General features: G+C 44.0%; 25 protein-coding genes and 1 riboswitch. Of the genes, 13 read left to right on the top strand and 12 right to left on the bottom strand.

Going from position 1 to position 24,353, the window contains the following annotated elements; all coding sequences use genetic code 11:
• Positions 1–45 precede the first annotated feature (45 nt).
• Positions 46–432 carry an OsmC family protein gene (locus NCCP2222_RS15920; RefSeq protein WP_248513324.1) on the top strand — a complete coding sequence of 129 codons (387 nt, stop codon included), beginning with the start codon at positions 46–48 and terminating at the stop codon, positions 430–432.
• Between the two features lie 330 nt (positions 433–762).
• On the opposite strand, the gene NCCP2222_RS15925 is transcribed toward NCCP2222_RS15920, so the two are convergent.
• A complete protein-coding gene (locus tag NCCP2222_RS15925; RefSeq protein ID WP_248513325.1) occupies positions 763–945 on the bottom strand; it encodes a hypothetical protein in 183 nt (60 codons plus the stop codon).
• Positions 946–1,032: 87 nt separating this feature from the next.
• Between NCCP2222_RS15925 and NCCP2222_RS15930 the strand changes: the two genes are divergently transcribed.
• From NCCP2222_RS15930 to NCCP2222_RS15940, 3 genes are all read left to right on the top strand, one after another.
• A complete protein-coding gene (locus NCCP2222_RS15930) occupies positions 1,033–1,209 on the top strand; it encodes an SE1561 family protein (protein WP_238079396.1) in 177 nt (58 codons plus the stop codon).
• 20 nt (positions 1,210–1,229) lie between these two features.
• Positions 1,230–2,765 carry a fumarate hydratase gene (locus NCCP2222_RS15935; protein WP_282570719.1) on the top strand — a complete coding sequence of 512 codons (1,536 nt, stop codon included), beginning with the start codon at positions 1,230–1,232 and terminating at the stop codon, positions 2,763–2,765.
• A 243-nt stretch (positions 2,766–3,008) separates the two neighbouring features.
• Positions 3,009–4,919 (top strand): heavy metal translocating P-type ATPase, encoded by a 1,911-nt coding sequence (locus NCCP2222_RS15940; protein WP_248513327.1) that lies wholly within the window; start codon positions 3,009–3,011, stop codon positions 4,917–4,919.
• 46 nt (positions 4,920–4,965) lie between these two features.
• Here NCCP2222_RS15940 and NCCP2222_RS15945 read toward each other — a convergent pair whose 3' ends face one another.
• Entirely contained in the window at positions 4,966–5,955 is a 990-nt protein-coding gene (locus tag NCCP2222_RS15945; RefSeq protein ID WP_375709200.1) for a YihY/virulence factor BrkB family protein, read from the bottom strand.
• Between the two features lie 26 nt (positions 5,956–5,981).
• Positions 5,982–6,353 carry a YtxH domain-containing protein gene (locus tag NCCP2222_RS15950; RefSeq protein WP_248513329.1) on the bottom strand — a complete coding sequence of 124 codons (372 nt, stop codon included), beginning with the start codon at positions 6,351–6,353 and terminating at the stop codon, positions 5,982–5,984.
• Positions 6,354–6,609: 256 nt separating this feature from the next.
• On the opposite strand from NCCP2222_RS15950, the gene NCCP2222_RS15955 reads away from it, so the two are divergent.
• Positions 6,610–7,995, top strand: coding sequence for an alanine/glycine:cation symporter family protein (locus NCCP2222_RS15955; RefSeq protein WP_248513331.1), 1,386 nt, complete (start codon positions 6,610–6,612; stop codon positions 7,993–7,995).
• A 41-nt stretch (positions 7,996–8,036) separates the two neighbouring features.
• Positions 8,037–8,258, top strand: a complete 222-nt coding sequence (locus NCCP2222_RS15960; protein ID WP_207963085.1) for a DUF1128 domain-containing protein — start codon at positions 8,037–8,039, stop codon at positions 8,256–8,258.
• 99 nt (positions 8,259–8,357) lie between these two features.
• On the opposite strand, the gene motB is transcribed toward NCCP2222_RS15960, so the two are convergent.
• Together motB and motA are read right to left on the bottom strand one after the other, a co-directional pair.
• On the bottom strand, positions 8,358–9,119 hold the full coding sequence (gene motB / locus NCCP2222_RS15965) for a flagellar motor protein MotB (protein WP_248513333.1): 762 nt from the start codon (positions 9,117–9,119) through the stop codon (positions 8,358–8,360).
• Positions 9,103–9,918 carry a flagellar motor stator protein MotA gene (gene motA / locus NCCP2222_RS15970; protein WP_248513335.1) on the bottom strand — a complete coding sequence of 272 codons (816 nt, stop codon included), beginning with the start codon at positions 9,916–9,918 and terminating at the stop codon, positions 9,103–9,105. The genes motB and motA overlap by 17 nt, the downstream gene beginning before the upstream one ends.
• Before the next feature lie 188 nt (positions 9,919–10,106).
• Here motA and NCCP2222_RS15975 point away from each other — a divergent pair, with 188 nt between their 5' ends.
• From NCCP2222_RS15975 to NCCP2222_RS15985, 3 genes are all read left to right on the top strand, one after another.
• On the top strand, positions 10,107–11,339 hold the full coding sequence (locus tag NCCP2222_RS15975; RefSeq protein ID WP_248513337.1) for an aminopeptidase: 1,233 nt from the start codon (positions 10,107–10,109) through the stop codon (positions 11,337–11,339).
• Between the two features lie 101 nt (positions 11,340–11,440).
• Positions 11,441–11,578 carry a hypothetical protein gene (locus NCCP2222_RS15980; RefSeq protein WP_238079403.1) on the top strand — a complete coding sequence of 46 codons (138 nt, stop codon included), beginning with the start codon at positions 11,441–11,443 and terminating at the stop codon, positions 11,576–11,578.
• Positions 11,579–11,644: 66 nt separating this feature from the next.
• Positions 11,645–12,220: a beta-class carbonic anhydrase gene (locus NCCP2222_RS15985; protein ID WP_248513338.1), complete on the top strand. Its 576-nt coding sequence runs from the start codon at positions 11,645–11,647 to the stop codon at positions 12,218–12,220.
• Between the two features lie 96 nt (positions 12,221–12,316).
• Here the strand turns inward: NCCP2222_RS15985 and NCCP2222_RS15990 are convergent, their stop codons facing one another.
• Together NCCP2222_RS15990 and NCCP2222_RS15995 are read right to left on the bottom strand one after the other, a co-directional pair.
• Entirely contained in the window at positions 12,317–12,862 is a 546-nt protein-coding gene (locus tag NCCP2222_RS15990; RefSeq protein WP_248513340.1) for a GNAT family N-acetyltransferase, read from the bottom strand.
• A gap of 7 nt (positions 12,863–12,869) precedes the next feature.
• Entirely contained in the window at positions 12,870–14,672 is a 1,803-nt protein-coding gene (locus NCCP2222_RS15995; protein ID WP_375709201.1) for a M3 family oligoendopeptidase, read from the bottom strand.
• Positions 14,673–14,833: 161 nt separating this feature from the next.
• On the opposite strand from NCCP2222_RS15995, the gene NCCP2222_RS16000 reads away from it, so the two are divergent.
• A complete protein-coding gene (locus NCCP2222_RS16000) occupies positions 14,834–15,547 on the top strand; it encodes a tryptophan-rich sensory protein (protein WP_248513344.1) in 714 nt (237 codons plus the stop codon).
• 38 nt (positions 15,548–15,585) lie between these two features.
• Here NCCP2222_RS16000 and thiT read toward each other — a convergent pair whose 3' ends face one another.
• Complete coding sequence (gene thiT, locus NCCP2222_RS16005; RefSeq protein ID WP_248513345.1) at positions 15,586–16,143, bottom strand: energy-coupled thiamine transporter ThiT; 558 nt, start codon at positions 16,141–16,143, stop codon at positions 15,586–15,588.
• Positions 16,144–16,226: 83 nt separating this feature from the next.
• Positions 16,227–16,327: riboswitch (TPP riboswitch) on the bottom strand.
• Positions 16,328–16,429: 102 nt separating this feature from the next.
• Here thiT and NCCP2222_RS16010 point away from each other — a divergent pair.
• Together NCCP2222_RS16010 and map are read left to right on the top strand one after the other, a co-directional pair.
• Complete coding sequence (locus NCCP2222_RS16010) at positions 16,430–16,771, top strand: magnetosome magnetite crystal formation protein family (protein ID WP_248513346.1); 342 nt, start codon at positions 16,430–16,432, stop codon at positions 16,769–16,771.
• A gap of 108 nt (positions 16,772–16,879) precedes the next feature.
• Entirely contained in the window at positions 16,880–17,626 is a 747-nt protein-coding gene (gene map / locus NCCP2222_RS16015) for a type I methionyl aminopeptidase (protein WP_248513542.1), read from the top strand.
• A 533-nt stretch (positions 17,627–18,159) separates the two neighbouring features.
• Here map and NCCP2222_RS16020 read toward each other — a convergent pair.
• The 3 genes from NCCP2222_RS16020 to NCCP2222_RS16030 are packed head-to-tail and all read right to left on the bottom strand — an operon-like array spanning position 18,160 to position 21,069.
• Positions 18,160–19,344 (bottom strand): DEAD/DEAH box helicase, encoded by a 1,185-nt coding sequence (locus NCCP2222_RS16020; RefSeq protein WP_248513347.1) that lies wholly within the window; start codon positions 19,342–19,344, stop codon positions 18,160–18,162.
• Positions 19,345–19,403: 59 nt separating this feature from the next.
• Entirely contained in the window at positions 19,404–20,891 is a 1,488-nt protein-coding gene (locus NCCP2222_RS16025) for an amidase family protein (RefSeq protein WP_248513348.1), read from the bottom strand.
• 22 nt (positions 20,892–20,913) lie between these two features.
• On the bottom strand, positions 20,914–21,069 hold the full coding sequence (locus NCCP2222_RS16030) for a Fur-regulated basic protein FbpA (protein WP_248513349.1): 156 nt from the start codon (positions 21,067–21,069) through the stop codon (positions 20,914–20,916).
• A 190-nt stretch (positions 21,070–21,259) separates the two neighbouring features.
• Between NCCP2222_RS16030 and NCCP2222_RS16035 the strand changes: the two genes are divergently transcribed.
• A complete protein-coding gene (locus tag NCCP2222_RS16035) occupies positions 21,260–22,993 on the top strand; it encodes a methyl-accepting chemotaxis protein (protein ID WP_248513350.1) in 1,734 nt (577 codons plus the stop codon).
• 43 nt (positions 22,994–23,036) lie between these two features.
• Here NCCP2222_RS16035 and NCCP2222_RS16040 read toward each other — a convergent pair whose 3' ends face one another.
• On the bottom strand, positions 23,037–24,251 hold the full coding sequence (locus NCCP2222_RS16040; RefSeq protein ID WP_248513351.1) for a carboxylate--amine ligase: 1,215 nt from the start codon (positions 24,249–24,251) through the stop codon (positions 23,037–23,039).
• Between the last annotated feature and the right edge of the window lie 102 nt (positions 24,252–24,353).

The raw sequence follows: 24,353 nt of genomic DNA on the forward strand, positions 1-24,353 counted from the left end.
ATCTGAATTTCTTATACAATGGTAGCATAAGGAGGAATCAAAACGATGAAATTTGAAATGACTGAAAACGGCTTTGAAACTGAAACATCCTATGGAAAGCTAGCCATCTCCTCAAATGATGAATTTGGATTCAGACCTTTCCAACTGCTCGTCTCATCTGTCGCAGTATGCAGCGGAGGTGTCATGCGTAAAATTCTGGACAAAATGCGTATGCCGGCCGAACATATTACGGTGGAGGCTAAGGAAATCGTTCGCAACCCAGATGTAGCCGACCGGATTGAAAGAATCCATCTCCATTTCACAATTAAAGGTTCTTCCATTGAAGATTCGAAAATGGATCGTGTTCTGGAACTGACAACGAAAAACTGTTCCATGGTTCAATCCGTGCATGATTCCATTGAGATTGTTGAAACTTATGAAATCGTAAAATAACAAAAAGGCCCAGTCATATCTGCTAGCAGATGATGGCTGGGCCTTTACGTCTGAGTAATATCTTCACTTTCCATTTGCATAAAGATGTCGTAGTCGGCCGGTGCAATTGCTGCCGTCCGTTCACGGATCCCCTCCTTTGTCATCAGGATGTGATTCGTCTCTACTCCTACGGCCTCCTTTACGATTGATTAACCATAGTATATCACAAAGATTTTATATTTCAAACAATTTGATTATTTTTAATTCAAAATTCCTATATCATTCTGGCGGTTCTCAAGGAGGTGCGTTGTGTTACTCTTTATGAGCATTGCATTGCCCAGCTTCCATTTCTCACACAAAAAATGCATTACCAATGTCTAAATTCGCAATGTCTAGTTCTAATTGATTAAAATTACTCTCATTCCACTCAATCACAGCCAAATACTCTCTCACCTGCTCATAACTCTCGGCACACGTTACCCACTTCAACCAAGCATAACCTACCATCAAGGAACGCATAATACCATAAACCATAAAACGCCCCACCGCTCCCATTGAGAGGACATTGAACAATTCGGCGTTTTCATATAGGATAGAAATGAATGAAAAGAGGTGTCTCGCTTGAATCATCCACAAAACAATGGACAAGTGGATCAGTTAAAAAGTCGTCTCCATCAATTCCTTGAAAAATTGGAATCGATTGAGCCTGAAACGGCGGATCTGCAAGAAATTGATCAACTGATACAATTAGTTGACGAACTCGAAAAACAGATGGAACAGCTTAAAACAGACAACTGAATAAGCAGGGGGAAATTTGAATGTACATAGAAAATCTCGAAAAGAGCATGTATGAACTTGTCTGCGAAACATCGACAAACTTGCCGAAGGATGTCCGCAGAGCGGTGAAAGCGGCTAGAGAACTCGAGGATGCCGGTACGCGTGCGGCAATGAGTCTTGATACGATTGCGAAAAATATTAATATGGCGGACGAGAAGCTTTCTCCGATCTGTCAAGATACAGGCTTGCCTACTTTTAAAATTAAGACGCCAGTCGGTGTAAATCAACTGGAAATTAAAGCGGCCATCCGCCGTGCAATTGAACAGGCTACTAAGGACGGCAAGCTGCGACCGAATGCGGTTGATTCCTTAACAGGTGAAAACAGCGGCGACAATTTGGGTCTTGGCCTCCCTGTTGTGAAATTTGAGCAATGGGAAGAGAATCACATTGAAGTGAAACTCATCCTGAAAGGCGGCGGCTGTGAGAATAAAAATATTCAATACAGCCTCCCAGCTGAATTGGAAGGGCTTGGCCGCGCTGGACGCGACTTGGATGGCATTCGCAAGTGCATTTTGCATTCTGTCTATCAAGCACAAGGGCAAGGCTGTTCTGCAGGATTTATCGGCGTTGGCATTGGCGGCGACCGGTCATCGGGCTACGATTTGGCCAAAGAACAGCTCTTCCGTGAAGTGGACGATGTTAATCCAATTCCGGAGCTAGCAGAGTTAGAACGCTACATCTTAAAAACAGCCAATACGCTCGGCATCGGCACGATGGGCTTTGGTGGCGAAGCGACGCTGCTCGGCTGTAAAATCGGTGTCATGCATCGCATTCCAGCGAGCTTTTATGTTTCGGTTGCATACAACTGCTGGGCATATCGTCGGATGGCAGTAGACATCGACGCGAATACCGGCGAAATTCAGCACTGGCATTATAATGACGGCGACAAGTTAACTTTTGAGGAGCCGGCACAAGATGATTCCATCCAGTCTTCCAGAGTCGTGGAACTGACAGCACCAATCACCGAAGAACAAATCCGTGATTTGAAAGTCGGAGACGTCGTGAAGATTAGCGGCCGCATGTACACGGGCCGGGATGCCATCCATAAATATTTATCCGACAACGATTCTCCAGTCGACTTGAACGGACAGATCATTTATCATTGTGGACCGGTTGTTTTGAAGAACGAAGATGGTTCGTATGAAATTAAAGCCGCAGGCCCAACTACTTCCATTCGTGAAGAACCTTATCAAGGCGATATCATGAAGAAGTTTGGCATCCGCGCTGTCATCGGAAAAGGCGGAATGGGGCCGAAAACATTGGCAGCTTTAGAAGAGCACGGTGGCGTCTATTTGAACGCTATTGGCGGTGCCGCACAATATTATGCGGACTGTATTAAAGCTGTTGAAGGTGTCGATCTTCTTCAATTCGGCATTCCAGAGGCCATGTGGCATTTGCGTGTTGAAGATTTTACAGCGGTTGTGACGATGGATTCTCATGGCAACAGCCTGCACGCGGATGTAGATAAATCCTCATTAGATAAACTCGCACAATACAAAGAAAAAGTATTTGCATAATATGACAAGACAGCAGTATCTCTCGCTAGATACTGCTGTCTTTTTTTACTTTCTTTTTATGCATATTGGTAACACTTCATAGTTTGCTATGTTATACTACTATCAACAGATGATAATGATTATAATATCATAATTATTATCATCAACTGTCAATTAACCTTGTCACTTATTATTTTTTAGTTTTAAAATAAATTCCTTATCCTATTTTACATGATAACAATTCTCAATTAGGAGGTGCTTAGTTTGACTACTCAGCCTATCGAAAAAGAATCCACTTCTTTTCAGTGGACTGCCCATCTGGAATTATTCGCTGCCCTATTATCCGGTCTATTAATCGCAATCGCCTGGTCTATAGGAAAATCTGGCATGGAAAATGCTTCTATTATTCTATATATCATTGCATTCTTAATCGGCGGCTTTGCCAAAGCGAAAGAAGGCATTGAAGAGACAATAAAAGACAGGCAGCTCAATGTGGAGATGCTAATGGTTTTTGCAGCAATCGGTTCAGCCGTAATTGGCTACTGGGCAGAAGGTGCAATTCTGATCTTCATTTTCGCTGTAAGCGGTGCTTTGGAGACTTACACCTTAAATAAAAGTCATAAAGAAATTTCTGCCCTTATGGGTATGCAGCCCGAAGTTGCCTGGCTGATAGAGGAAGACGGAGCTGTATCTCAAGTATCCACCGACTCCCTTTCCGTTGGCTCCGTGCTGCTTGTTAAACCAGGTGAGCGCATACCGGTTGATGGCATCATTGTGTCAGGCATGACATCGGTAGATCTGTCAGCCATCAATGGAGAATCTGTCCCTGTCTCCAGGGGTGAAGGCGATGAGCTGTTTGCCGGAACGGTCAACATGAGCGGAGCCATTCAAATAAAAATGACGAAGCCAAGTTCGGAGACATTATTCCAGAAGATCATTCAGCTCGTTCAAAATGCACAAAGTGAAAAATCCCCTTCCCAGCAATTCATAGAACGTTTTGAAGGGACTTATGTAAAAGTTGTCATTGCTACAGTGCTCATTATGATGGTTCTTCCCCATTTTCTATTCGGATGGGATTGGACAACGACATTTTACAGGGCGATTGTGCTGCTCGTTGTAGCTTCTCCATGTGCACTTGTTGCTTCCATTATGCCCGCGACGCTCGCTGCTGTTTCTAATGGGGCAAAACGCGGAGTCTTATTCAAAGGTGGGCTACACCTTGAGCATGTGGGCTCATTGAAAGCAATTGCTTTTGATAAAACAGGCACCTTAACAACAGGCAAGCCGATTGTAACTGATTTTATTGTTCGAAATGGCAAAGATTCAGAGGAAGTGCTTGCCTTACTGGCGTCAATTGAATCACAATCCAATCATCCTTTAGCAATGGCCATTACCAAATATGCAGTGGAACAAGGAGTTCAAATCCCCAGCGCTCCTCAAATAGAAGACGTACCTGGCTATGGCATTCGAGCGTTCGTTGGAGATAACGAGTATTTAGTTGGAAATCCTCGATTTGTCGGAGAAGACGCAGTGCATGGATTCAAGGAAGACGTGGCAATGAAGCTAGCCGGTGAAGGAAAAACAGTTATTTACATGAAAAACCATGAAGGAATTGTAGCTTGTGCAGCTCTTCGTGACACATTGCGTCCAGAAGCTGCCGATGCCATACGGGATTTAAAACAGCTGGGCATTAGTCCAATTATGTTAACAGGGGATAACCAATTGACTGCTTCCGCTATCGCGAAGGAAGCGGGAGTTGAAAAGTATGTCTCTGAATGTCTGCCTGAAAGAAAGGTAGAAGAAATAAAACAATTGCTGAGAGAATACGGTACAGTTGGAATGGTCGGTGATGGCATCAATGATGCACCAGCGCTCGCTACTGCTACTTCTGGCATCGCAATGGGTGACGGAACAGATGTCGCGCTCGAAACTGCCGATGTCGTTCTTATGCAAAACGATTTGAATCGTTTAGCTTATGCCGTCAAACTATCCAGGAAAATGCAGCGGATTGTGAAGCAAAATGTGTTTTTCTCCATCTCGGTCATTGTAGTGCTCATTTTGTCCAACTTCATGCAGGTCGTCGATTTGCCACTTGGCGTCATCGGCCATGAAGGCAGCACGATCCTTGTTATTTTGAATGGCCTTCGGATGCTAAATCCGATGAACAAGTCATAAACAATCCACATCGAGTTTCTTGATCAGACAGAAAAAAAGCAATGCCTTAGTGGATGGCATTGCTTTTTTTCTTTGCGTCGATTGCTTGTTTGCGTTCAGTCAATACAGCGTTCAACTGGCCTCCAAGCATTAATATGATTGCGGAGAAATAGAGCCAAAGCATGAGAACAATGATTGCCCCGATGCTGCCGTACGTTTTAGAGTAGTTTGCATAATTCCCTACATAAAACGAAAAGGCTAGTGACGTGACAATCCATCCGACAGTAGCAAACAAAGCTCCAGGGAAAACGCTTTTCAAATGAATTTTCATATTAGGGACTGCCCAGTATGTGGCAGAAAAAACGACGAAAATTAAGATTGGTGGTAGAATCCATCGTAAACTGCCCCACAGTTTCATAAATCCTTCTTCCAGTCCAAAATAAGAAAACAACAGCGTTCCAATTTGCTGGCCGAAAACCGGCAGAACCAGTGCAACGACCAAAACGCCGATCAATGCGATGGTGAAGAGCACTGACATTCCTCTTGCCACGAGAAAAGATCTGGTTTCCTCGACAAAATAAGAGCGATTTAATGCTTTCGTCAACGCATTCATCCCTTTGGAAGCGGACCAGATGGTTGCTAGTAACCCGATTGATAATAAACCGCCATTCCGGTTTTTCAATATCTCATCAATTGTGCTTTTGATTAGCTGATAAACACTGTCAGGTGCATATTCCCTAACAAATAGGAACACTTGTGATTCATCCAGATTCAAGTAAGGCAACAATGTAATTAGAAAGATTAATAGAGGAAACATAGACAACAGAAAAAAGAAAGCAAGTTGAGAACCGAGACCGGTTACATCTACTTTCTTTATTCTGACTGTCAGTTCCTTAAAAAATCCGTTCGCCGTGGTCACATCAAACTTTTGTAAATCTCCATCTTTCACATCGTCCAAGAAATTCATGACTTTCGTGTCCTTCATGAATCCTTCTTTCTTCTCTTCTTCGGGATAAATAGGCTTGCTTGCTTTGAAAGTCTGATTTTCGTTCTTCACATTAGACTCACTCCTTTCAAAGCCTTTTACTTTTTTGTTATATCTTCTTTTGCACTTTGGACAATATCCTTCACTTCATCTTTTGATTCTACAACGGCATCCTTCGTGTTCATGACTACTTCTTTTACTTGTGGTGTTAATACTTTCAGCTCTTCCACTTGCTGTTTAATATAAGAGGCATCTCCGGCAAGCTGTTCGTAGACAGACTGGTATTTCTCTTTCTTTTCTTGTATTTTACTCATCAAGACATCACGGTTTTTGGAATAATAACCGATTTCCGCAGCCATATCTTTCGTCGTTTTTGCCATATGCTGTCTCGTCGCCCGATCGAACAGGCTGATTGCTGCTCCGGCTAGAGCCCCAAATAAGATGAACTTTCCAAATTTGCTATTGCTCACACTAATACCTCCAATTCCGACTAGTTTTGCATATATTATTATACCCTCTCTAGCCGAAAACAAACAAATTTCGTAAGGGGCAAAAAAAGTACTTGACTAACGCGTTAAAGTTTCGGAATATTAACAATAGAACTAGTTATTATTAGTTTGGTAATACAAAGTTATTATGCTTTGAGAGGGAGTCGATAAAGGGGGAAATGTGAGGTTGGGGTAGATTTCACATGCAGGATAAACTAGAAAAAACGGGGGTATTGAGATGGAGGCATTCGCAAGTGCATTAGACAAGATCAGTGGCTTTGTTTGGGGTCCGCCACTATTGATCCTTCTTGTCGGTACAGGTATTTTCCTGACAGCAAGGCTCGCATTTATACAAGTACGTTTATTGCCATATTCCTTAAGACAAGTTTTTTCAAGGAAACATGATAAGAAAGCTGATGGGGATATCTCGCAATTCCAGGCACTCATGACAGCGATGGCTGCTACCGTTGGGGTCGGTAACATCGTCGGGGTCGCCGGTGCGGTCGCAACAGGCGGACCAGGTGCTATTTTCTGGATGTGGCTTGCCGGATTCTTCGGTATGGCTACTAAATATGGGGAAGCCATTCTGGCGGTCAAATACCGTGTGAAAGACTCGCAAGGCCAAATGGCTGGCGGACCGATGTATTATTTGGAGCATGGCTTAAAACAGAAGTGGCTTGGTGTACTATTTGCCATCTTTGGTGCATTTGCTGCATTTGGTATCGGGAATGGAACCCAGTCAAAAGCGGTTGCTGACGTTATGGCCAGCACTTTCAACGTTCCTCACTGGGCAACAGGGATCGGGCTTGTTCTTTTCGGAGCCCTCGTTATTTTAGGTGGAATTAAATCAATCGGTAAGGTTACTGCATTCTTCGTTCCGATCATGGCATTGTTTTATTTCATTGCAGGATTAATTGTTGTTGTTCTCAATTTCGATTTGGTGCCAGGTGCATTTGCATTGATTTTCAAAGATGCATTTACAGGACAAGCTATCGCAGGGGGCGCAATCGGTACGGTTATCCGTTTCGGGGTAGCGCGTGGTCTCTTCTCCAATGAAGCAGGTCTCGGTTCAGCTCCAATTGCCGCTGCTGCAGCGCGTACGGATATGCCAGGGCGTCAAGCTCTTATTTCAATGACGCAAGTTCTTTTTGATACTCTGATCATCTGTTCAATTACTGGTGTAACAATCGTCATGTCAAACAAATGGCAAGAAGGCATTGCAACCGGTTCATTGACTGCCGAAGCATTTGGCTCCTTCCTGGGAAGTGCAGGACCGATTGTCGTTGCGATCGGATTGATCTTCTTTGCCACTTCCACCATTCTTGGTTGGTCATACTATGGTGAAAAGTGCTTCCAGTACCTTTTCCCGAACCACAAGGCAGTTTTCACTTACCGAGTAATTTTTGTACTATTTATTTTCGTTGGTTCCGTTATTAGTCTTGAAGCAGTTTGGGCACTTGCAGACGTCTTGAACGGTCTGATGGCTATTCCGAACTTAATTGGTCTTCTTGGTCTATCTGGGGTTATCGTAATGGAAACAAAACGATTCCAAGCGAAAATCAAAGAAGAAAAAGAAGCGGAGCGGTTGGGCAAATCATCAGCTGTTGACACAACGACAAAATAATGAAATGATAAATCCTAAGCTGAAGAAAGGTGGGCAACCACATGGATTTATCAAACCCGACACAAGAAAATATTTCTTATATGGTGGAGCAAATTAAAGAAAAACTCCGTATGGTCAATGTTGATGCGATGAAGGCTGAAAACTTCAACACATCACGTTACGAAGATCTTCACTATATGTACGAAATGGTCATGAAACGGGATACATTCTCACCAAATGAAATGCAGGCAATTGCTGCAGAACTCGGATCACTTCGTGAATAGCAAGACGGACCGCCTCTATGCTGATGCATAGTAGGCGGTCCGTTTTATTATTTATCCTAAAAAAACTTACGCACCCCGGCAAGGGCAGCGTAAGCTTTTTTATTCAACCGGCGTACCGTCTTTCAAAACCAGTGGCTGGATTAACACTTCGACTCGTCTATTTTTACTTCTGCCTTCAGGCGTGTCGTTCGAAGCGATCGGTTGAAATTCTCCGTATCCTTTTGTACTAAACAGCCGAGGATCAAGGTTGCTGTCGCGTACTAGTATTTTCAAAAAGTTGTAGGCCCGCATTGAACTTAAATCCCAGTTGGAATCAAACTCAGACGTATGAATCGGAATATTATCCGAATGGCCAGTAATAACGATTTGTCTCGGTTTTTCAAACACTAGCAAGTCGCCGATGTCCTTTGCGAGACTTTCATATTGCGGGCTGATCGTCGCCTTCCCCGTTTCAAACAAGATGCTGTCACGGATAATGATGAGCAGTCCTTCATCCGTCAGCTTTGTCTGAAATTGATTCTCCAACTCATGTACAGCAATATATTCATCAAGTTTCTCTTGGATTTCACTTAAAGAACGTTGGTCCTCCAAATAGGAGGAGTTATCATTTTCCTGTCCTGCCTGGTCTTTTGGGACTGGTACAGTTGTTGGGGACGAGTTATCCATAACCCCACGCCCGCCATCAAAAATTTCATTGAAAACAGAGGAAATTTGGCTGAATTTCGCCTCGTCCACTGAACTCGATGCGAAAAGGACAATGAACAATGCTAAAAGCAGTGTCAGTAAATCAGAATACGGCAATAGCCATGATTCATTAATATGTCCGTCTTCACTTTTCCGCTTCTTACGTCTCTTCGACAACCTGGCCAGCCTCCTTGCCCTCTGAATTTTTCGCAGCCAGTTTGCGACGCTCTTCCATGGATAGATATGAGGCTAATTTTTGTTCGATGACTCTTGGGGCTTCCCCTTCCAAAACCGATAAGATCCCTTCAATCATCATCATTTTCTGTCTAGCTTCTTCTTTTGATTTCCTGCTTAATTTATTTGCAAACGGATGCCACAATACATACCCTGTAAAAATACCAAGAAGCGTGGCGATAAACGCTGCGGAGATCGCATGGCCAAGTGCATCGATGTCATTCATATTTTTCAAAGCAGCAATCAAACCGACAACCGCACCAAGCACACCGAGTGTCGGTGCATACGTACCCGCCTGGCTGAATATCTGGGAGCCCGCCGAGTGTCTTTCCTGCATCGCATCTACTTCTTCCGTCAATACATCGCGTATATAGTCAGCATTTTGGCCGTCAATTGCAAGGCCTAGCCCATTTTTCAAAAAAGGATCTGAAATTTCATCTGCCTTTGCTTCGAGGGAAAGAAGCCCTTCCCGTCTTGCAATGTCTGCCCAACCTGAAAACATTCGGATCAGGTCTGCGTCAGAAGTCAACTTCTGTTCTTTGAACAAGACACCAAACAATTTAGGAATCCGTTTTACTTCACTTAAAGGGAAAGCAATGACAACTGAAGCGGCAGTTCCTGCAATGATAATCAGGATAGCGGCCACATTCAGTAGGCTGTCAGGAGTCACGCCTTTTAAAGTCATCCCAACTAACAATGCCACTATACCTAAGATCAATCCAAAGACCGTTGTTAAATCCATAATTGTACCTCCCATATCTACCTATCTACTTCTTCTTATTTCGACATATTGAGCAAGTTCTTTAGATATGTTCAGTAACATTCTTGAAATATTTATTCCATGTACAATCCTTTTTCACATTTAAAATTTGCTCTAGGGCATATTGAATTGGTAGAATAATTACAAAGACTGAAAGGAGTTTTTATATTATGTCTACTTTTAATGAAAAACTGGCAAACTACGCTGACTTAGCGGTTCATGTAGGTGTCAATATCCAGCCCGATCAAACGTTATACATAAGCGCCTCGATCGAAACAGCAGAGTTCGTAAGATTAGTAGTGGAAAAGGCATATGATGCCGGTGCTCGCCATGTGATCGTTGACTGGGCCGATGATAAGATAGCTCGGTTGCGGTACGAAAAAGCACCTGCTGATTCCTTCTCCGATTTTCCGGAATGGAAAGTATTAGAACGTGAAACGCTCGCGAAAAACGGTGCCGCTTTCATGAGCATTGTCTCCCAAAGTCCTGACCTTTTAAAAGGCATTGATCCATCCCGTATTGCGGATGCACAAAAGGCGGCTGGCCAAGCACTTAACAAATACCGTCAAATGATGCAGGCCGACAAATTCAGCTGGACTGTCATCGCGGCTCCTTCAAAGGATTGGGCGGCCAAAGTCTTCCCTGAACTTCCTGAAGACCAGCAGGTCGATGCGCTATGGGATGCCATCTTCAAAGCAGTCCGCGCGGATGTAGAAAATCCAGTAGAGGCTTGGGAGAAACACGATCAAACGCTCCATACGAAAGCAGATTATTTAAATGAAAAGAAATATAAGACGCTACATTACACAGCACCTAACACTGATTTAAAGATTGATCTTCCAGAAGGACATATTTGGTGCGGTGCAGGCAGTGTCAACGAACGAGGAAATACTTTCATGGCCAACATGCCGACGGAAGAAGTCTTCACGGTTCCGCATAAGGATGGAATCAATGGTTATGTATCCAATACAAAACCATTAAGCTATGGCGGTAATATTATTGACGGATTCAAAGTGACTTTTAAGGATGGTAAAATTGTAGATGTGTCGGCAGAGCAAGGTGAAGATGTCTTAAAGCGCCTGGTCGATACAGATGAAGGTGCTAAGAGCCTTGGAGAGGTTGCACTTGTTGCCCATAATTCGCCCATTTCGAATTCCGGATTACTCTTCTACAATACGCTGTTCGATGAAAACGCTTCTAACCACTTGGCTATCGGAAGTGCTTATGCATTCTGTATTGAAGGCGGAAAGACGATGTCTACAGAAGAATTGCAGCAGCATGGACTGAACCAAAGCATTACACATGTCGACTTCATGATCGGCTCAGCGGAAATGGACATTGACGGCATTTTAGAAGACGGCACGACTGAACCAATCTTCCATAAAGGGAACTGGGCCTTCTAAAATACGCCACAATTACTTGGAAACAACACTTAATAAAAATGATCTTTTGTAGTATAATAGGGGTTGCATGGAACTATCATTGATAGAGAGGGGTCTTGAAGATGGGCTTAATGTTTACAACAGTCATCGGTTATATGGTCGTCCTCGGAATCGCTGCATACTTTACAATGCACTACCTTGGAAGGGCTCTTAATTCTTCAGATGCTGAGAAGATCGACCCGAAACCAGACGTGAAATAAGAGTTGCCAATAGGCGACTCTTTTATTTTATAAAAAACTTTTTTTCCGAAGAACGGAGGCTATTTTATGACCATTTTATCCGAAATTCTAGATTTTAACAGAGAGTTTGTTAACGAGAAACAATACGAGCAATACGAGACTACAAAGTTTCCTGACAAACGAATTGTAATCTTAACATGCATGGATACCCGATTGACAGAACTTCTGCCGAAAGCGATGAACTTGAAAAATGGTGATGCAAAAATCATCAAAAGTGCCGGTGCGGTCGTCACCCACCCATTTGGGGGCATCATGAGAAGTATTCTGGTTGCCGTCTACGAATTAGGTGCGGATGAAGTATATATCATTGGTCACCATGATTGCGGCATGAGCTCCATCGATACAGACTCCATTGTCTCTAAAATGGTTAATCGGGGTGTGGATGAAAGCCTGTTCTCCACGTTGAAATATTCCGGAATCAATATGAAGGAATGGCTCCGTGGCTTCAGCGATGTGACTGAAAGTGTAAAACGAAGTGTAGACGTTGTTCGTAATCATCCACTGATGGATAAGAGTGTGCCTGTTCACGGTCTTGTTGCTCATCCTGACACGGGTCTTCTTGATATGATCGTTGACGGATACGAAGCTGCCGCCAAACAATGACACAATATTTCCCGGGAAATGAAAAAGTCGATTCCTTTATTACAGGAATCGACTTTTCATTTTCGAAAGGATTTTCCGCAATGCGGCCTTGCCCTTTCAATATTCATCTTCCAGCATAGCGTACATGTAATGGTCTTCCCAAACACCATTAATGTACAGCAGCTTGCGCATTAAACCTTCTCTTGTATATCCCGCATTTTCCAATACTCTGACCGATCCGGAGTTACGGGGAGAAACGAAAGCTTCCACACGATGAAGGGAAACCGTTTCAAAAGCGAACTTTGTCACGATCTTGACCGCTTCAGTGGCCAATCCCCTTCCCGTCTCCCTTTCATCAATCGAGTACCCTACAAAACCGCTTGAAAAAGGCAATCTTTTTATACTATAAAGGGATATATGACCGATAAGCCGGCTCGTATCCGAGTCGAATATACCGAAATTGTATTCCCGACGATCCCTCATCTGATAGAGAGATTCCCGAATCTTGTCACGCTGAACAGATACCGTGTAGTAACTCTTATCATGACGCGGTTCGAACACTGTCCAGTATTCTTTGTTTGCAATGAGCAACTCGGTAAAAATACTCGCATCCTCTTCCGTTAATATCCGTAAATAACATGTTTGCCCTTCAAGCAGTATCAATGACTATTCACCTTTCCTTGGCAGTTAGATTTAAAAACTCCTCCACATCATTCACGCACAGCGTTACGCCCTTCGCCCAGAATTCCTGCTTTGTAATATCCTCGCCAAGGTGTTTCATTGCAAGATCCTCAACCGACATGACCGCTGTGTCACGCAACAATGCAATATACTTCTGTTCGAATCCTTCCCCTTCTGCCAACGCTTTAGCATAGATGCTCAACGAGAACAGATAGCCAAATGTGTAAGGGAAGTTGTAGAACGGCGTTCCTGTAATATAGAAATGGAGCTTAGATGCCCAGAAGTGAGGATGCGTCGAGCTTAGTGCACCGCCATATGCTTCCTCCTGCGCCTCTGACATTAATTGGTTTAATCGGGAAGCAGGTACGACGCCAGCCTTCCGCTCCTCATAAAATCGAGTTTCGAATAGGAAACGAGCATGGATATTCATGAAAAATGCGACACTGCGCTGGATTTTATCCTCGAGCAATGCGATCTTTTCTTCTGTACTTTCTGCAGCCTTCACTGATGCATCGGCCACAATCATCTCAGCGAATGTAGACGCAGTTTCGGCAACGCCCATCGCATATTGGCGATTCAGAGGATGGACCGGACGAAGTGCGTACGAATGGAACGCATGCCCCAGTTCATGTGCAAGTGTCGCTACATTCGACATGGAGCCGCTGTACGTCATGAAAATCCGGGATTGCTCAGAAATCGGCATACCTGTACAGAAACCGCCAGGACGTTTATTCGGACGATCTTCTGCTTCAATCCAACTATCTTCGAATGCTTTGCGTGCAAAAGCTTCCAGCTCCGGACCAAATGCGCCAAAATGCTTTAGTATAAATTCCGCACCTTCCTGGTACTCCATTTTCTTTGTAGAAGAAGTGACCGGTGCATCTAAGTCAAACCAGTCCATTTTGTCCGTTCCAAGCAACTCAGCTTTTCGGTTTAAATAATCCACGAACGGTCCTTTATTCGCACTGATGGCACCCCACATAGCATCGAGTGTATCCTGACTCATGCGGTTACGCATCAAAGGTTCCATCAAGACAGAATCCCATCCCCGCTTTTTATACGTGGCAAGACGGAAGCCTGCTAAATGATTCAACGTCGTTGCAAAGAAGTCCTCTTTTTCTGTCCAAATATCCTCTAATGCTTCAAATGAAGTCTTCCGGACAGCACGCTCCTCATGAGAGCTTAAATTGTTAGCTTGTCCAACTGAAAGGATCTTCTCTTCACCATCCACCGTCAGCTTCACCTTAATATCACCAATTAATTGGTTGTAAAACTGGCCCCATCCATGGTATCCGTCCACGCTCAAAGCTGTAATAAGACTTTCCTCTTCTTGAGACAGCTTCATCTTCACTTCTTCTCTCCATTCACTGAGGATGAATGTGAAGTCTTTCAATTGGTCTGTCTGCAGCAATTGCTCCCATACGTCATTTTCCGTCTGAGCTAGCTTTTGTTGCAGCCCAAGATCTGCTGTTGCAAAACGTGCACTTAAAGACATGGTTTCTGCCTGCAGGACAAGCGCTTTCTTATCTGTCGTGTCAGCTGCGAGGAAGCATCCGATAACAGCTCCCGCTTGTCTCAAATGCAACGTGGTGTCTTTAACCTCTTCAAGCAGTTGAAGTACCCGATCAGCATCATCTTTTGAAGTCGGTGTCTCGAAAGCCTCAATGCTTTTTTCCAATACACTTATTTTATTCGATGCTTCGTCTAAATGCGAGCGAAGTTCTTCCGACTCGCTGCCCCCTTTGAAAAACACATCCAAATCCCATACTTGAGAATATGCTAATTTAGTCAACGTCATTTCCCCCAAATCATTTAGTTATTTTTTCAACAATTCCGGTTATATTATACCATGAATATTCGGGAATCGAAATAAATGATTTGTTAAGGAATTTTCATACTTTCACGAGCACTTCTGCTCATTCCTCTGTATACTTAAGGATAGGAGGATTACGTATGGCAAAATCAATTACAATGGCGCTTTCCCTGCTTGCACTCATCCTGTTAACTATTATCGGGAATTTCGTCTCCATCAATGGCAGTACGACAACTGAAATTACCAATCGGATCCCCGTTCTTTTTATTCCGGCTAACTATGTCTTCATCATATGGGGCGTCATTTACGGGCTTCTCTTTTACTGGATCTTCAAAGGGACTTCCGATAAACGTTTGAAAGTAAGAAGAACTGTGCTTTTCACATCCGCATGTGCTTCTCAAATTGCTTGGATCCTATTTTGGCATTTTGAACTTTTTAGCTGGGCGCTCCTAGCCAAAAGCATGCTGGTGGTCCTGTTATTGCTCCTTTACTTCACTTATCCGAAACGGGAGAATACAATAACCGGCCGCATTCCGATTGCCGCTTTCCTTGCCTGGGCTTCATTCGGGTGGATTACCAACCTTAGTTATTTGCTAATGCTTCATGAATGGAGTGGTTGGGGATTGAGTGACCCCCTTTGGACGGTCATTTACATGACGGTGGCAACAGCTGGCGCTTTACATTTTATGTACCACCACAGAGATTATGTATGTAATCTTATCTTCATTTGGAGTTTCATCGGAATTGCTCTGAAAAATGGAACGGAGGAATTGTTCGTTTCAGCAGCTGCTATTTTCCTGACGGCCGTGCTGGCAGCAAGTTTCCTGTTTGTCAGAGAGATGAAAAGGGAATAAAAATGCCACTCTTCCTTTACAGAAGAGAGGCATTTTTTCTATGTTCGCTGTATGAGGCGCGGTGCAGTTGTGAACAATAATACAGCAACAATCGCACAGATGATAATAGATGGAATCATATAGGATCCATTATAAACAAGTGAATATAACCAGACGGGCTGATCACCGGCGTACTCAGCAAAGAATATCATTCCACCAATAAAATGGATAACATAGCGCAATAAGCCACCAATCACAGTTCCAACAATGATGGCCGAAGCCATGGAGCGCTTATTGTCCGAAGCTTTCGCTTTCAGCAACCAGCTTAATGTGACAGCCGCCAGCCCAACTAGCGTATAGGCGACAAAATAATCCAAAGCGGCTTGATAAGCATTCAATACATAGCCGCCAATGATGAGCTGCAACAGGCCAGACAGGAATCCAGTCAACAAGCCGCCAGCTAATCCCCAGCGAAATGCCATCAATATAATTGGCAGCATCGATAAAGTAATTGATCCACCTTGGGGCAATTTAAAAAGTGTAATATTGTCTAAAACAAATGACAAAGCCCCTAAAATTGCTACTTCCAACAACAACTGTAGACGTTTACGATCCAATCTACTTCTCCTCCTCCTAGTTTTGGAGGGATACGGGCAGACAAAAAAAAGACATCCCGGATAGAACCGAGACATCTGATTATGTCAGTTTCCATCCACATCCCTACGCAAGTATGAACTTACAGGTTCGAAGGGTCAGGACAAAATGTCCACTCTCAGCCAAACGGCCCCCCTTGTGGTCTTGTAATTCAATTGTCGATTTCATTGTATATGATAAATGACTTATAAACAAGATGATTAGAAGAAGCGTTTATTCTCTAAGTCTTCTGTTAACGGAGGTATTTCAATGGATAATAATAAAATTCTTTCCGCTCTTTGTTACTTCAGTATTTTTTTCGCACCACTTCTACTGCCTGTCGTCGTCTACTTTATTTCAAACGAACGGGAAGTGAAAACACACGCCAAACGTTCATTGATCTCCCATTTGGCACCTGTTGTCGTCCTCATTGCGGGGTTCGTCATCTTATCTCTTTCACTCGTCTCCTTTGAGAACCGAATGAACAGCTTAATTACCGGCCAATTCGATTTCTGGAGCCTGGTTCCACTCCTCTTCATGGCTGTTTATGGCGTTCTGTCGCTCGTTATCATCGTTTGGAATGTATACCAAGGGGTAAAGGTGCTGAGATAAGACAGCCCTCTTTGCATACAATAAAAAAAGCATCATCGCTTTGCGAACTCCAATCGTATGATATAGTAGTGGATGGAAAAGTAAGGCGGAAGAAAGGACTTGGAAACGATGATAGTAAAAACAAATGAAGAAATAGAAGCGTTAAAAAAAATAGGGCGCATTGTCGCTGAAATACGTGAAGCCATGAAAGAAGCAGCTGTCCCTGGCATTACAACAAAAGAACTGGACGAACTCGGCGGACGCCTGTTCCAAGAAAGAGGGGCCGTCTCAGCTCCAATCGACCAATACGATTTCCCTGGATACACATGCATCAGCGTCAACCATGAAGTGGCGCACGGCATTCCTGGCTCGAAAGTGATCCAAGACGGCGACCTCGTCAACATCGACGTATCCGGATCATACGGCGGCTACTTTGCTGACACCGGCATTTCCTTCGTAGTCGGCACCCCGGATGAAAGAAAACAAAAACTATGTGACGTCGCTAAAACTTCATTCGATCGTGCTATGACAAAAGTCAAAGCCGGCTCCCGTCTAAATCAAATCGGAAAAGCAGTTGAACGTGAAGCAAAAGAACACGGCCTCACCGTCATCAAAAACCTAACTGGCCACGGTATTGGCACATCCTTGCACGAAGAGCCCCAGCATATTCTGAACTACTATGATGCATGGGACAAAACCTTGATGAAAGAAGGAATGGTCCTTGCCGTAGAACCCTTCATCTCGGAAAAAGCAGAGCATATCGTCGAATTAAGCGACGGCTGGACATTCGCCACACCAGACAAATCACTCGTCGCCCAAATCGAACATACCATCATCGTCACTAAAGATGAACCCATCATTTTGACTCAGTTGTAATGGGAAAAGACCGACCTTGTTCGGTCTTTTTCTTTTTTATTGAAATCTACTGCTAATAGAGAAAGTGCTGGATAACATACGGGTGGTTCGCGAGGATATACGAGCGGTTCGGAACCATATTCGAGCGGTCTTTTGAATAATCGAGAGGTATGGGAATTATACGAGCGGTTGTCCAACTTAATCGAGAGGTATGGAGTATATATGAGCGGTTACCTCACATAATCGAGCGGATCGGAATTTCTCGAGATATCAGCTAGGGCCGCAGTCACTGAGTTTTTGCGATTGCAAAGAAACATACGAGCAGTTCGCGAGGATATACGAGTGGTTCGGAACCAGATACGAGCGGTCTTTTGAATAATCGAGCGGTCTGGGAATTATACGAGCGGTTGTCCAACTTAATCGAGAGGTATGGAGAATATACGAGCGGTTCCCTCACGTAATCGAGCACTTAACCAAATATACAAGCATTCCCCAAGCTAAAACGATCCACCCCATCAAAAAAAGGAGACCCTCTCAGGTCTCCTGTTTCTTGCTTATTTTCGTTTTTTCTTGCCTTGCGCTTTACCGGGGTTTGTTTTTTGGCTGGATGGCTGGGCTTTTGTTTTGGCGTTGCCTTCCATCAGCTTGCCTTGATACCAGATTTTCTGGACGGGCTTGAATTCTTTTGTGAGTTTTCGGTAGTCCTTCTCTTCTGGATAGGACAGCAATGTCAGTACTTCGCCGTCTTGTCCGGCTCGTCCTGTACGGCCCGACCGGTGTAAGTATTGTTCAATCGTATGCGGCACGTCGACGTGGATGACGTGTGTTAATCCGTCGATGTCCAAACCTCTGGCTGCCAGGTCTGTAGCGATGAGGATGTGGATATCTCCTTTTCGGAAGGCTTCCAATGTTTCTTGCCGTTCGAATTTGCGCATATCCGAGTACAATACGGCAATCGGGGCTTCATTGTACTGCAGTTTGATTTCTTTCATGCGGAGCTGGTCGACATTGTTCATGAAGGCCAGGGCATGGATTCCTTCCACATGGGAGAGGCCGCGCAATAAATCCGTTTTGTCACGGGCGTCTGTTTTGATGAAGGAGTGGACGACATTTCCTGTGAGTGGCATATCTTTGATTGACACTTGCAAACGAATTGGATCGTCCATCAGTTTTTTCGCGACAATCTCGATTTCGTCTGTAATGGTTGCCGAGACGACAACGACTTGGCGTTTCGGGCTGGATGCTTCGATCAAGTTTTTCACGATTACGCGATAATCTCTAGAGAGCAATTGGTCTCCTTCATCCAACACGATGTATTCGATGTCACTCATCTTCAATCGTTTCGCTTTAACAAGTTCGACAAGACGGCCAGGTGTTCCAACTACAATCGTCGGCTTCTTTTTCAGACGTTCGATTTGGCGCTGCATGTTGGCGCCGCCAATCAATTGAGTTACTGTCATATCGGTGCCTTCCACCCATTCGCGGATGACATTGACAATTTGGATAGCCAATTCCTGTGAAGGCGCCATTATGAGGGCTTGCGTCCTTTGTTTCGAGCCATCCACTTGCTGCAGAATCGGCAACACATAAGCAAGTGTTTTTCCGGTTCCTGTTGGCGACTCGGCAACAATGTCCTTTCCATCCAACATTTCAGGTATCATCTGATTTTGAATAGGCGTTGCCTCGGCAAACTTCCATTTTCTTTTAATTTCATCGTCCATTCTATCTAAAAAGGACATGTGCATCCCCGCTTTCCAATATTCCTCTTAGTTAATAATGGACTTGATTTGATTACATTTCAACTACTTTCCTTACTGGAGCCCGCTTTTATCTCACATGGCTTTTTTCTACCCTGGAACTTTTGTTCATACGCATAGGCGTAACCGATAAGTTCATACTCCGAAAAGGCCGGCCCGCAAAACGTCAGGCAGAACGGTTCCCCTTTTTCTGTGAAGGAAGACGGCACCGTAATGGCAGGATACCCAGCTGCCGCACTGAAGCTGCACCCATGATCCTGCGGGAGGACTAGCACATCGACTTCATTTTCTGCTAATGCTTTGTCGAGCGCTGTTTCCTTCGCTAAATGCCGATTGCGCAGCAACGCTTCCAAGTATGCTGGCTCAGTTAGCGTTCCACTCGTCCTCTCCACTTTCTCTAGCATCACTTGTCCGAAACGTAGAGTCTCATCCGGGTGGTTTGTATTGTAATCTATAATATCTTTCAATGAACGGATTTTATTCGTGTCTGGTGTTTGAGCCAAATATTGGTTCAACGCGACCTTAAATTCATAAAGGAGCACATCGTAGCCGAGGTCATCCTCCATTGCTCCAAGATCAATATCATCGTTGATAATGGCGCCGACCAGTTTCAATTGTTCCAATGCCTGATTGAATAAATCGGTTTGCTCGGATGAAATTTCACGTTCAAAGATTTTCCGCGGGATGCCAATGCGGACGCCATTCAACGCATCTTTGCGCATAGCCGACAGCCAATCCGTCTCTTCGTAACGCACAGCCTTCCTCGTAATGGGATCCGCTTTGTCATAGCCAACCAGGACGCCGAATGTGATGGCGGCATCCTCAACTGTCATTGCCATCGGTCCCGCTGTATCTTGTGTAAATGATAGCGGAATTATGCCCGAGCGGCTGATCATCCCGACGGTTGGCTTGAGTCCCACTAAAGCATTTTGTGCTGATGGATTAATGATCGAACCAGATGTCTCGGTACCAATAGCAACTGCCGCCAAATTCGCAGCGATTGCCGCCGCTGATCCCGAGCTGGAACCACCCACATCAAACGGACCATACGGATTCAGCACCTGCCCGCCTCGAGAACTCCATCCATTCGTCATGCGGTCCGACATGAAATTCGCCCATTCCGTCATATTCGTTTTACCGAGAATGACAGCACCCGCTTCGCGCAGCTTGCATACTAAAAACGCATCCTCCGCTGCATGAAAATCCTGCATGGCTAAGGATCCGCAGCTTGTGTGCATTCCATCTGCCGTATTCATATTGTCTTTCAATAAAACAGGAATTCCATGCAGAAGAGAACGCGGCCCTTTCTCTTTCCTTTCTTCATCTAGCGCACATGCTGACTGCAATGCTTGGGGATTAATCTCCAGTACTGCCTTCAATTCATTATTTTTTTGGCATATCACGTCTAAATAAAGCAAGGTCAATTCCTCGGATGTCAACTGACCCTCATTCATCTTCGTTTGCATATCGCGAATTGTTGCTTCTTCGAGCCATTTCTGGCTAAGCTGCTGCAATGCTTCATTTAACATTCCATCACCCCGAACCCCTCGTTTAGTCGTTTACTTTCTTCATATATTGTTTCATTAATTCATATAAGGTCAATTCATACAGTTGTTTGCCATTCACTTTGAATATGCCATTATCGACCAATGTATCTATGATTTTATCACGTTTTCTGTCAAATTGAATATCTTCGATCTTTCTCATCTTACTTTTTCCTCCTAACAAATCTGCCTTTATGTAATTCCTCATTTACTATTCCTGTAAACCTTTTCAACGGTTTGTAGAAAAGATTGAATACAATTTATTTTCATTCAAAACTCTTCATTTTTAGGTAATTTGTGCGATATATAAAGTATAGACCTAAATATGTATTATTTAGGAAGGAGGCAATAGCATGAGGCATTCAGTACGCAATAAATTAGTTGCTTTAGGTGCGCTCGTCATTTTAATTCCATTGCTTAGTGTAGGGATTGTGAATTACTTTATTGCCAAACAAGAGCTGGATCAGGTTGGACAGCTCGGTTTGGAAAATGGAACGTACGCCATCATCGATATGATCGGCATATTGGACAATGATGTGAAGAATGGCCGTCTTACATTGAACGAAGCACAGGAAATAGCCCGTGAGATGATGATTGGCAAAAAGAGTCCGAATGGAAAGCGTTCTATTACCAATCAAGCTAAATACGGCGAGAACTTTTATTTCTATGCGATCACAGAAGATGGCCATCTGGAAGCACACCCAAGCATGGAAGGAGACAATATTTATGACTTCCAGTCCGACGACGGCCGTTATTTTATAAGAGAAGTGATCGAGAAAGCGCAGGAGGGAGGAGGATTTGTAAAATACGATTGGCCGACTCCGACAAACCCTGATACCGCCGCTCCCAAAATCACATACAGCCTGGTCGATCCACATTGGGGCTGGATCATTGCAGCGGGAACCTATGAAATGGATTTTAATGCTGGCGCACAAAAGGTCCTTTATTTTACATTAGGCACTATCTTGATTGCCTTGATCGTCGGCGTCGGATTATTCTGGTTCTTCTCCGGCAGGATGACAAGTTATATTAGAAAAATAATGTACATGACTTCTAATATCGCAGAAGGGAAATTATCCAGCCCTCTCATCCCGGTGCGAACGTCCGATGAGCTCGGCGTTCTGGCCTCTAATGTGAACGACATGAAAGAAAGCTTGAATGAAATGGTCGGTCACACACGCGATTCCTCGACCAAAATGCGAAGTTCTTCCGAAATGTTAAGTGCAATAACTGAGGAAACAACCGCTGCAGCAGATGAAATTCACCATGCCATCAATGAAATTTCCAAGGGGGCTATCGTTCAGGCAGAGGAGGCGGATACCGCCATTGGAAAAGTAGAGCATCTATCGGATTTAATCAGCCAAACCACAACTCGCTATGCGCAGATCCTTACTGAAATGAATGGCATGACCAAACTCCAAAAGTCAGGTACAAAACAGGTTGGACAGCTAGGTATGAACTCGGAATCATTCCGCCATGAGATTGATGGATTGCAGAATAATTTCATTCAGCTGGCACATCGCATGAATGAAATCCAAGCAATCGTCCAAACAATCTCTGCTATCTCTGAACAAACCAATCTACTCGCATTAAATGCCAGCATCGAAGCAGCTAGGGCTGGCGAGCATGGCAAAGGCTTTGCGGTCGTTGCGAATGAAGTGAAGAAATTGTCAGAGGAAACGAATGATGCGACCAACCGGGTACGGGATTTGCTGTCCCATATTAAACAGGATACGGGATCGGCTGAACAGCAAATGGAACAGACGCTGAAGTTGGCAATCGGACAGGGACATCTCATTAATGAGACACAGTCTGCATTCGATATGTTGTCCACCTCCATCCATGAAATTTCCTCCTTGCTTTCCGCTATGGAGCACGACATGAACATGATGGATGGCAACCGGCAAGTAGTCGTGCAGGCTATTTCCCAAATTGCATCAGTAGCCGCCCAGTCCGCTGCTGCAACAGAGGAGATCAATGCTTCTGTCGATGAACAAAAAAACGCCATTGAAAGCATTATGCATTCTTCCTTGGAATTGCATAGCGAGGCGGAACGGATGCATGAGCTCGTCCAACGTTTCACCTAAAGTAAAAATCCTCCTGCCCGCAAGCGAGTAGGAGGATTTTTGCTTACCAAGTATTGTTTTTGTATTTCTTATAGTAGTTCACCTGACGCATGAACAAATATAATTTCCGTTTGAAACTCTTGTCATGCTTATAGAATAGAGGGTTCGCATACTTGCCCTGCCGGAGCAGCTCTTTAATTTCCTCACGGACGTCCGGGTTATCCACGAATTTGCGCAAGACAATTTTCGGAACGACCGTAAATAAAAACTTCTCTTTTAACAGAGTGAGCGGCTTTGACTTTCCGTAAATTAAGTCATCGACAAAATTCCGTGCCAAGTTATGCCCGCAGGAAGTGATGTAATAACTGGAACGTCCTTGGCGGATGTTCACCTCGAACACTTTGAACTTCCCGTCGCGATGATCATATTTCAAATCAAAGTTCGCGTAACCCACATAATTCAGAGACTCGAGGAAATCTTTCAGCTTCAGCATCATTTCCTCATTGTACCGGGTAATTACCGATGTATAGTTACCGATCGCCGTCAACGTATGTTCTTGCAGAACGACTTGGCCAAACGTGATCAATTCCGTATTGCCTTTGCTGTTTATGTAGAAAACCGAGTCCCACATATACGTATCATCGCCAGGAATAAAATCTTGGATGATGAGGTCTTCTGTGTACCCGCTCGCTTTTATCGTCTGGATGACTTTTTGAATTTCTTTATAAGAATCCACTTTGTATACTTTTTGCATTCCCGGGAATGGATTTTTATAATAGAGAACGCCATTGCTCGGTTTAATGATGACAGGGAACATTACTTCCTCTTCAAACGGCTTGTCCTCTAAGCAGGAGTGGAAATAAGTCGCAGGTGCGTCAATGCCATGCTCTGCACAAAGTTCATAAAAATTCTTTTTGACGAGCAGTTGATTCATCAAATCTTCCTGAATGTAATTAAACAGATAATCTTCCCGGAGTGCCTCTTGATTTTCAATAATCATCCGGACATACAAATCGTTCGTGCCGATCAGGAGCATTTTCTTTTCAGGCTCACGGTATTTTGCCGCCACTTCCTTCAGAAAGCGGACGAACACTTCTTTTTCGCCAAGTTGCGCATTGTATTCGATCACTCGGGGAATTGTGCTCAAATTTGTAAATGATAATGGTTCCTTACCGACTAGGATCGGGTGGATGCCATACTCTTCGTGAAAAGAAATCGCCATATTATACGCATTTATGTCTGTTCCGATAATGATCGGAATAAAAGGATGGTTTGTCATTGATGCCCTCCAGCTAACTATTGTCTTTTTAAGTGTAGGGTTCCTGTTTTCGGCTGTCAATGTTTAACGGGAGCAATGGGAAGATGGTGCTACTGGACTTCC

It is taken from the genome of Sporosarcina sp. NCCP-2222, assembly GCF_023168145.1.
Classification (GTDB): Bacteria; Bacillota; Bacilli; order Bacillales_A; family Planococcaceae; genus Sporosarcina.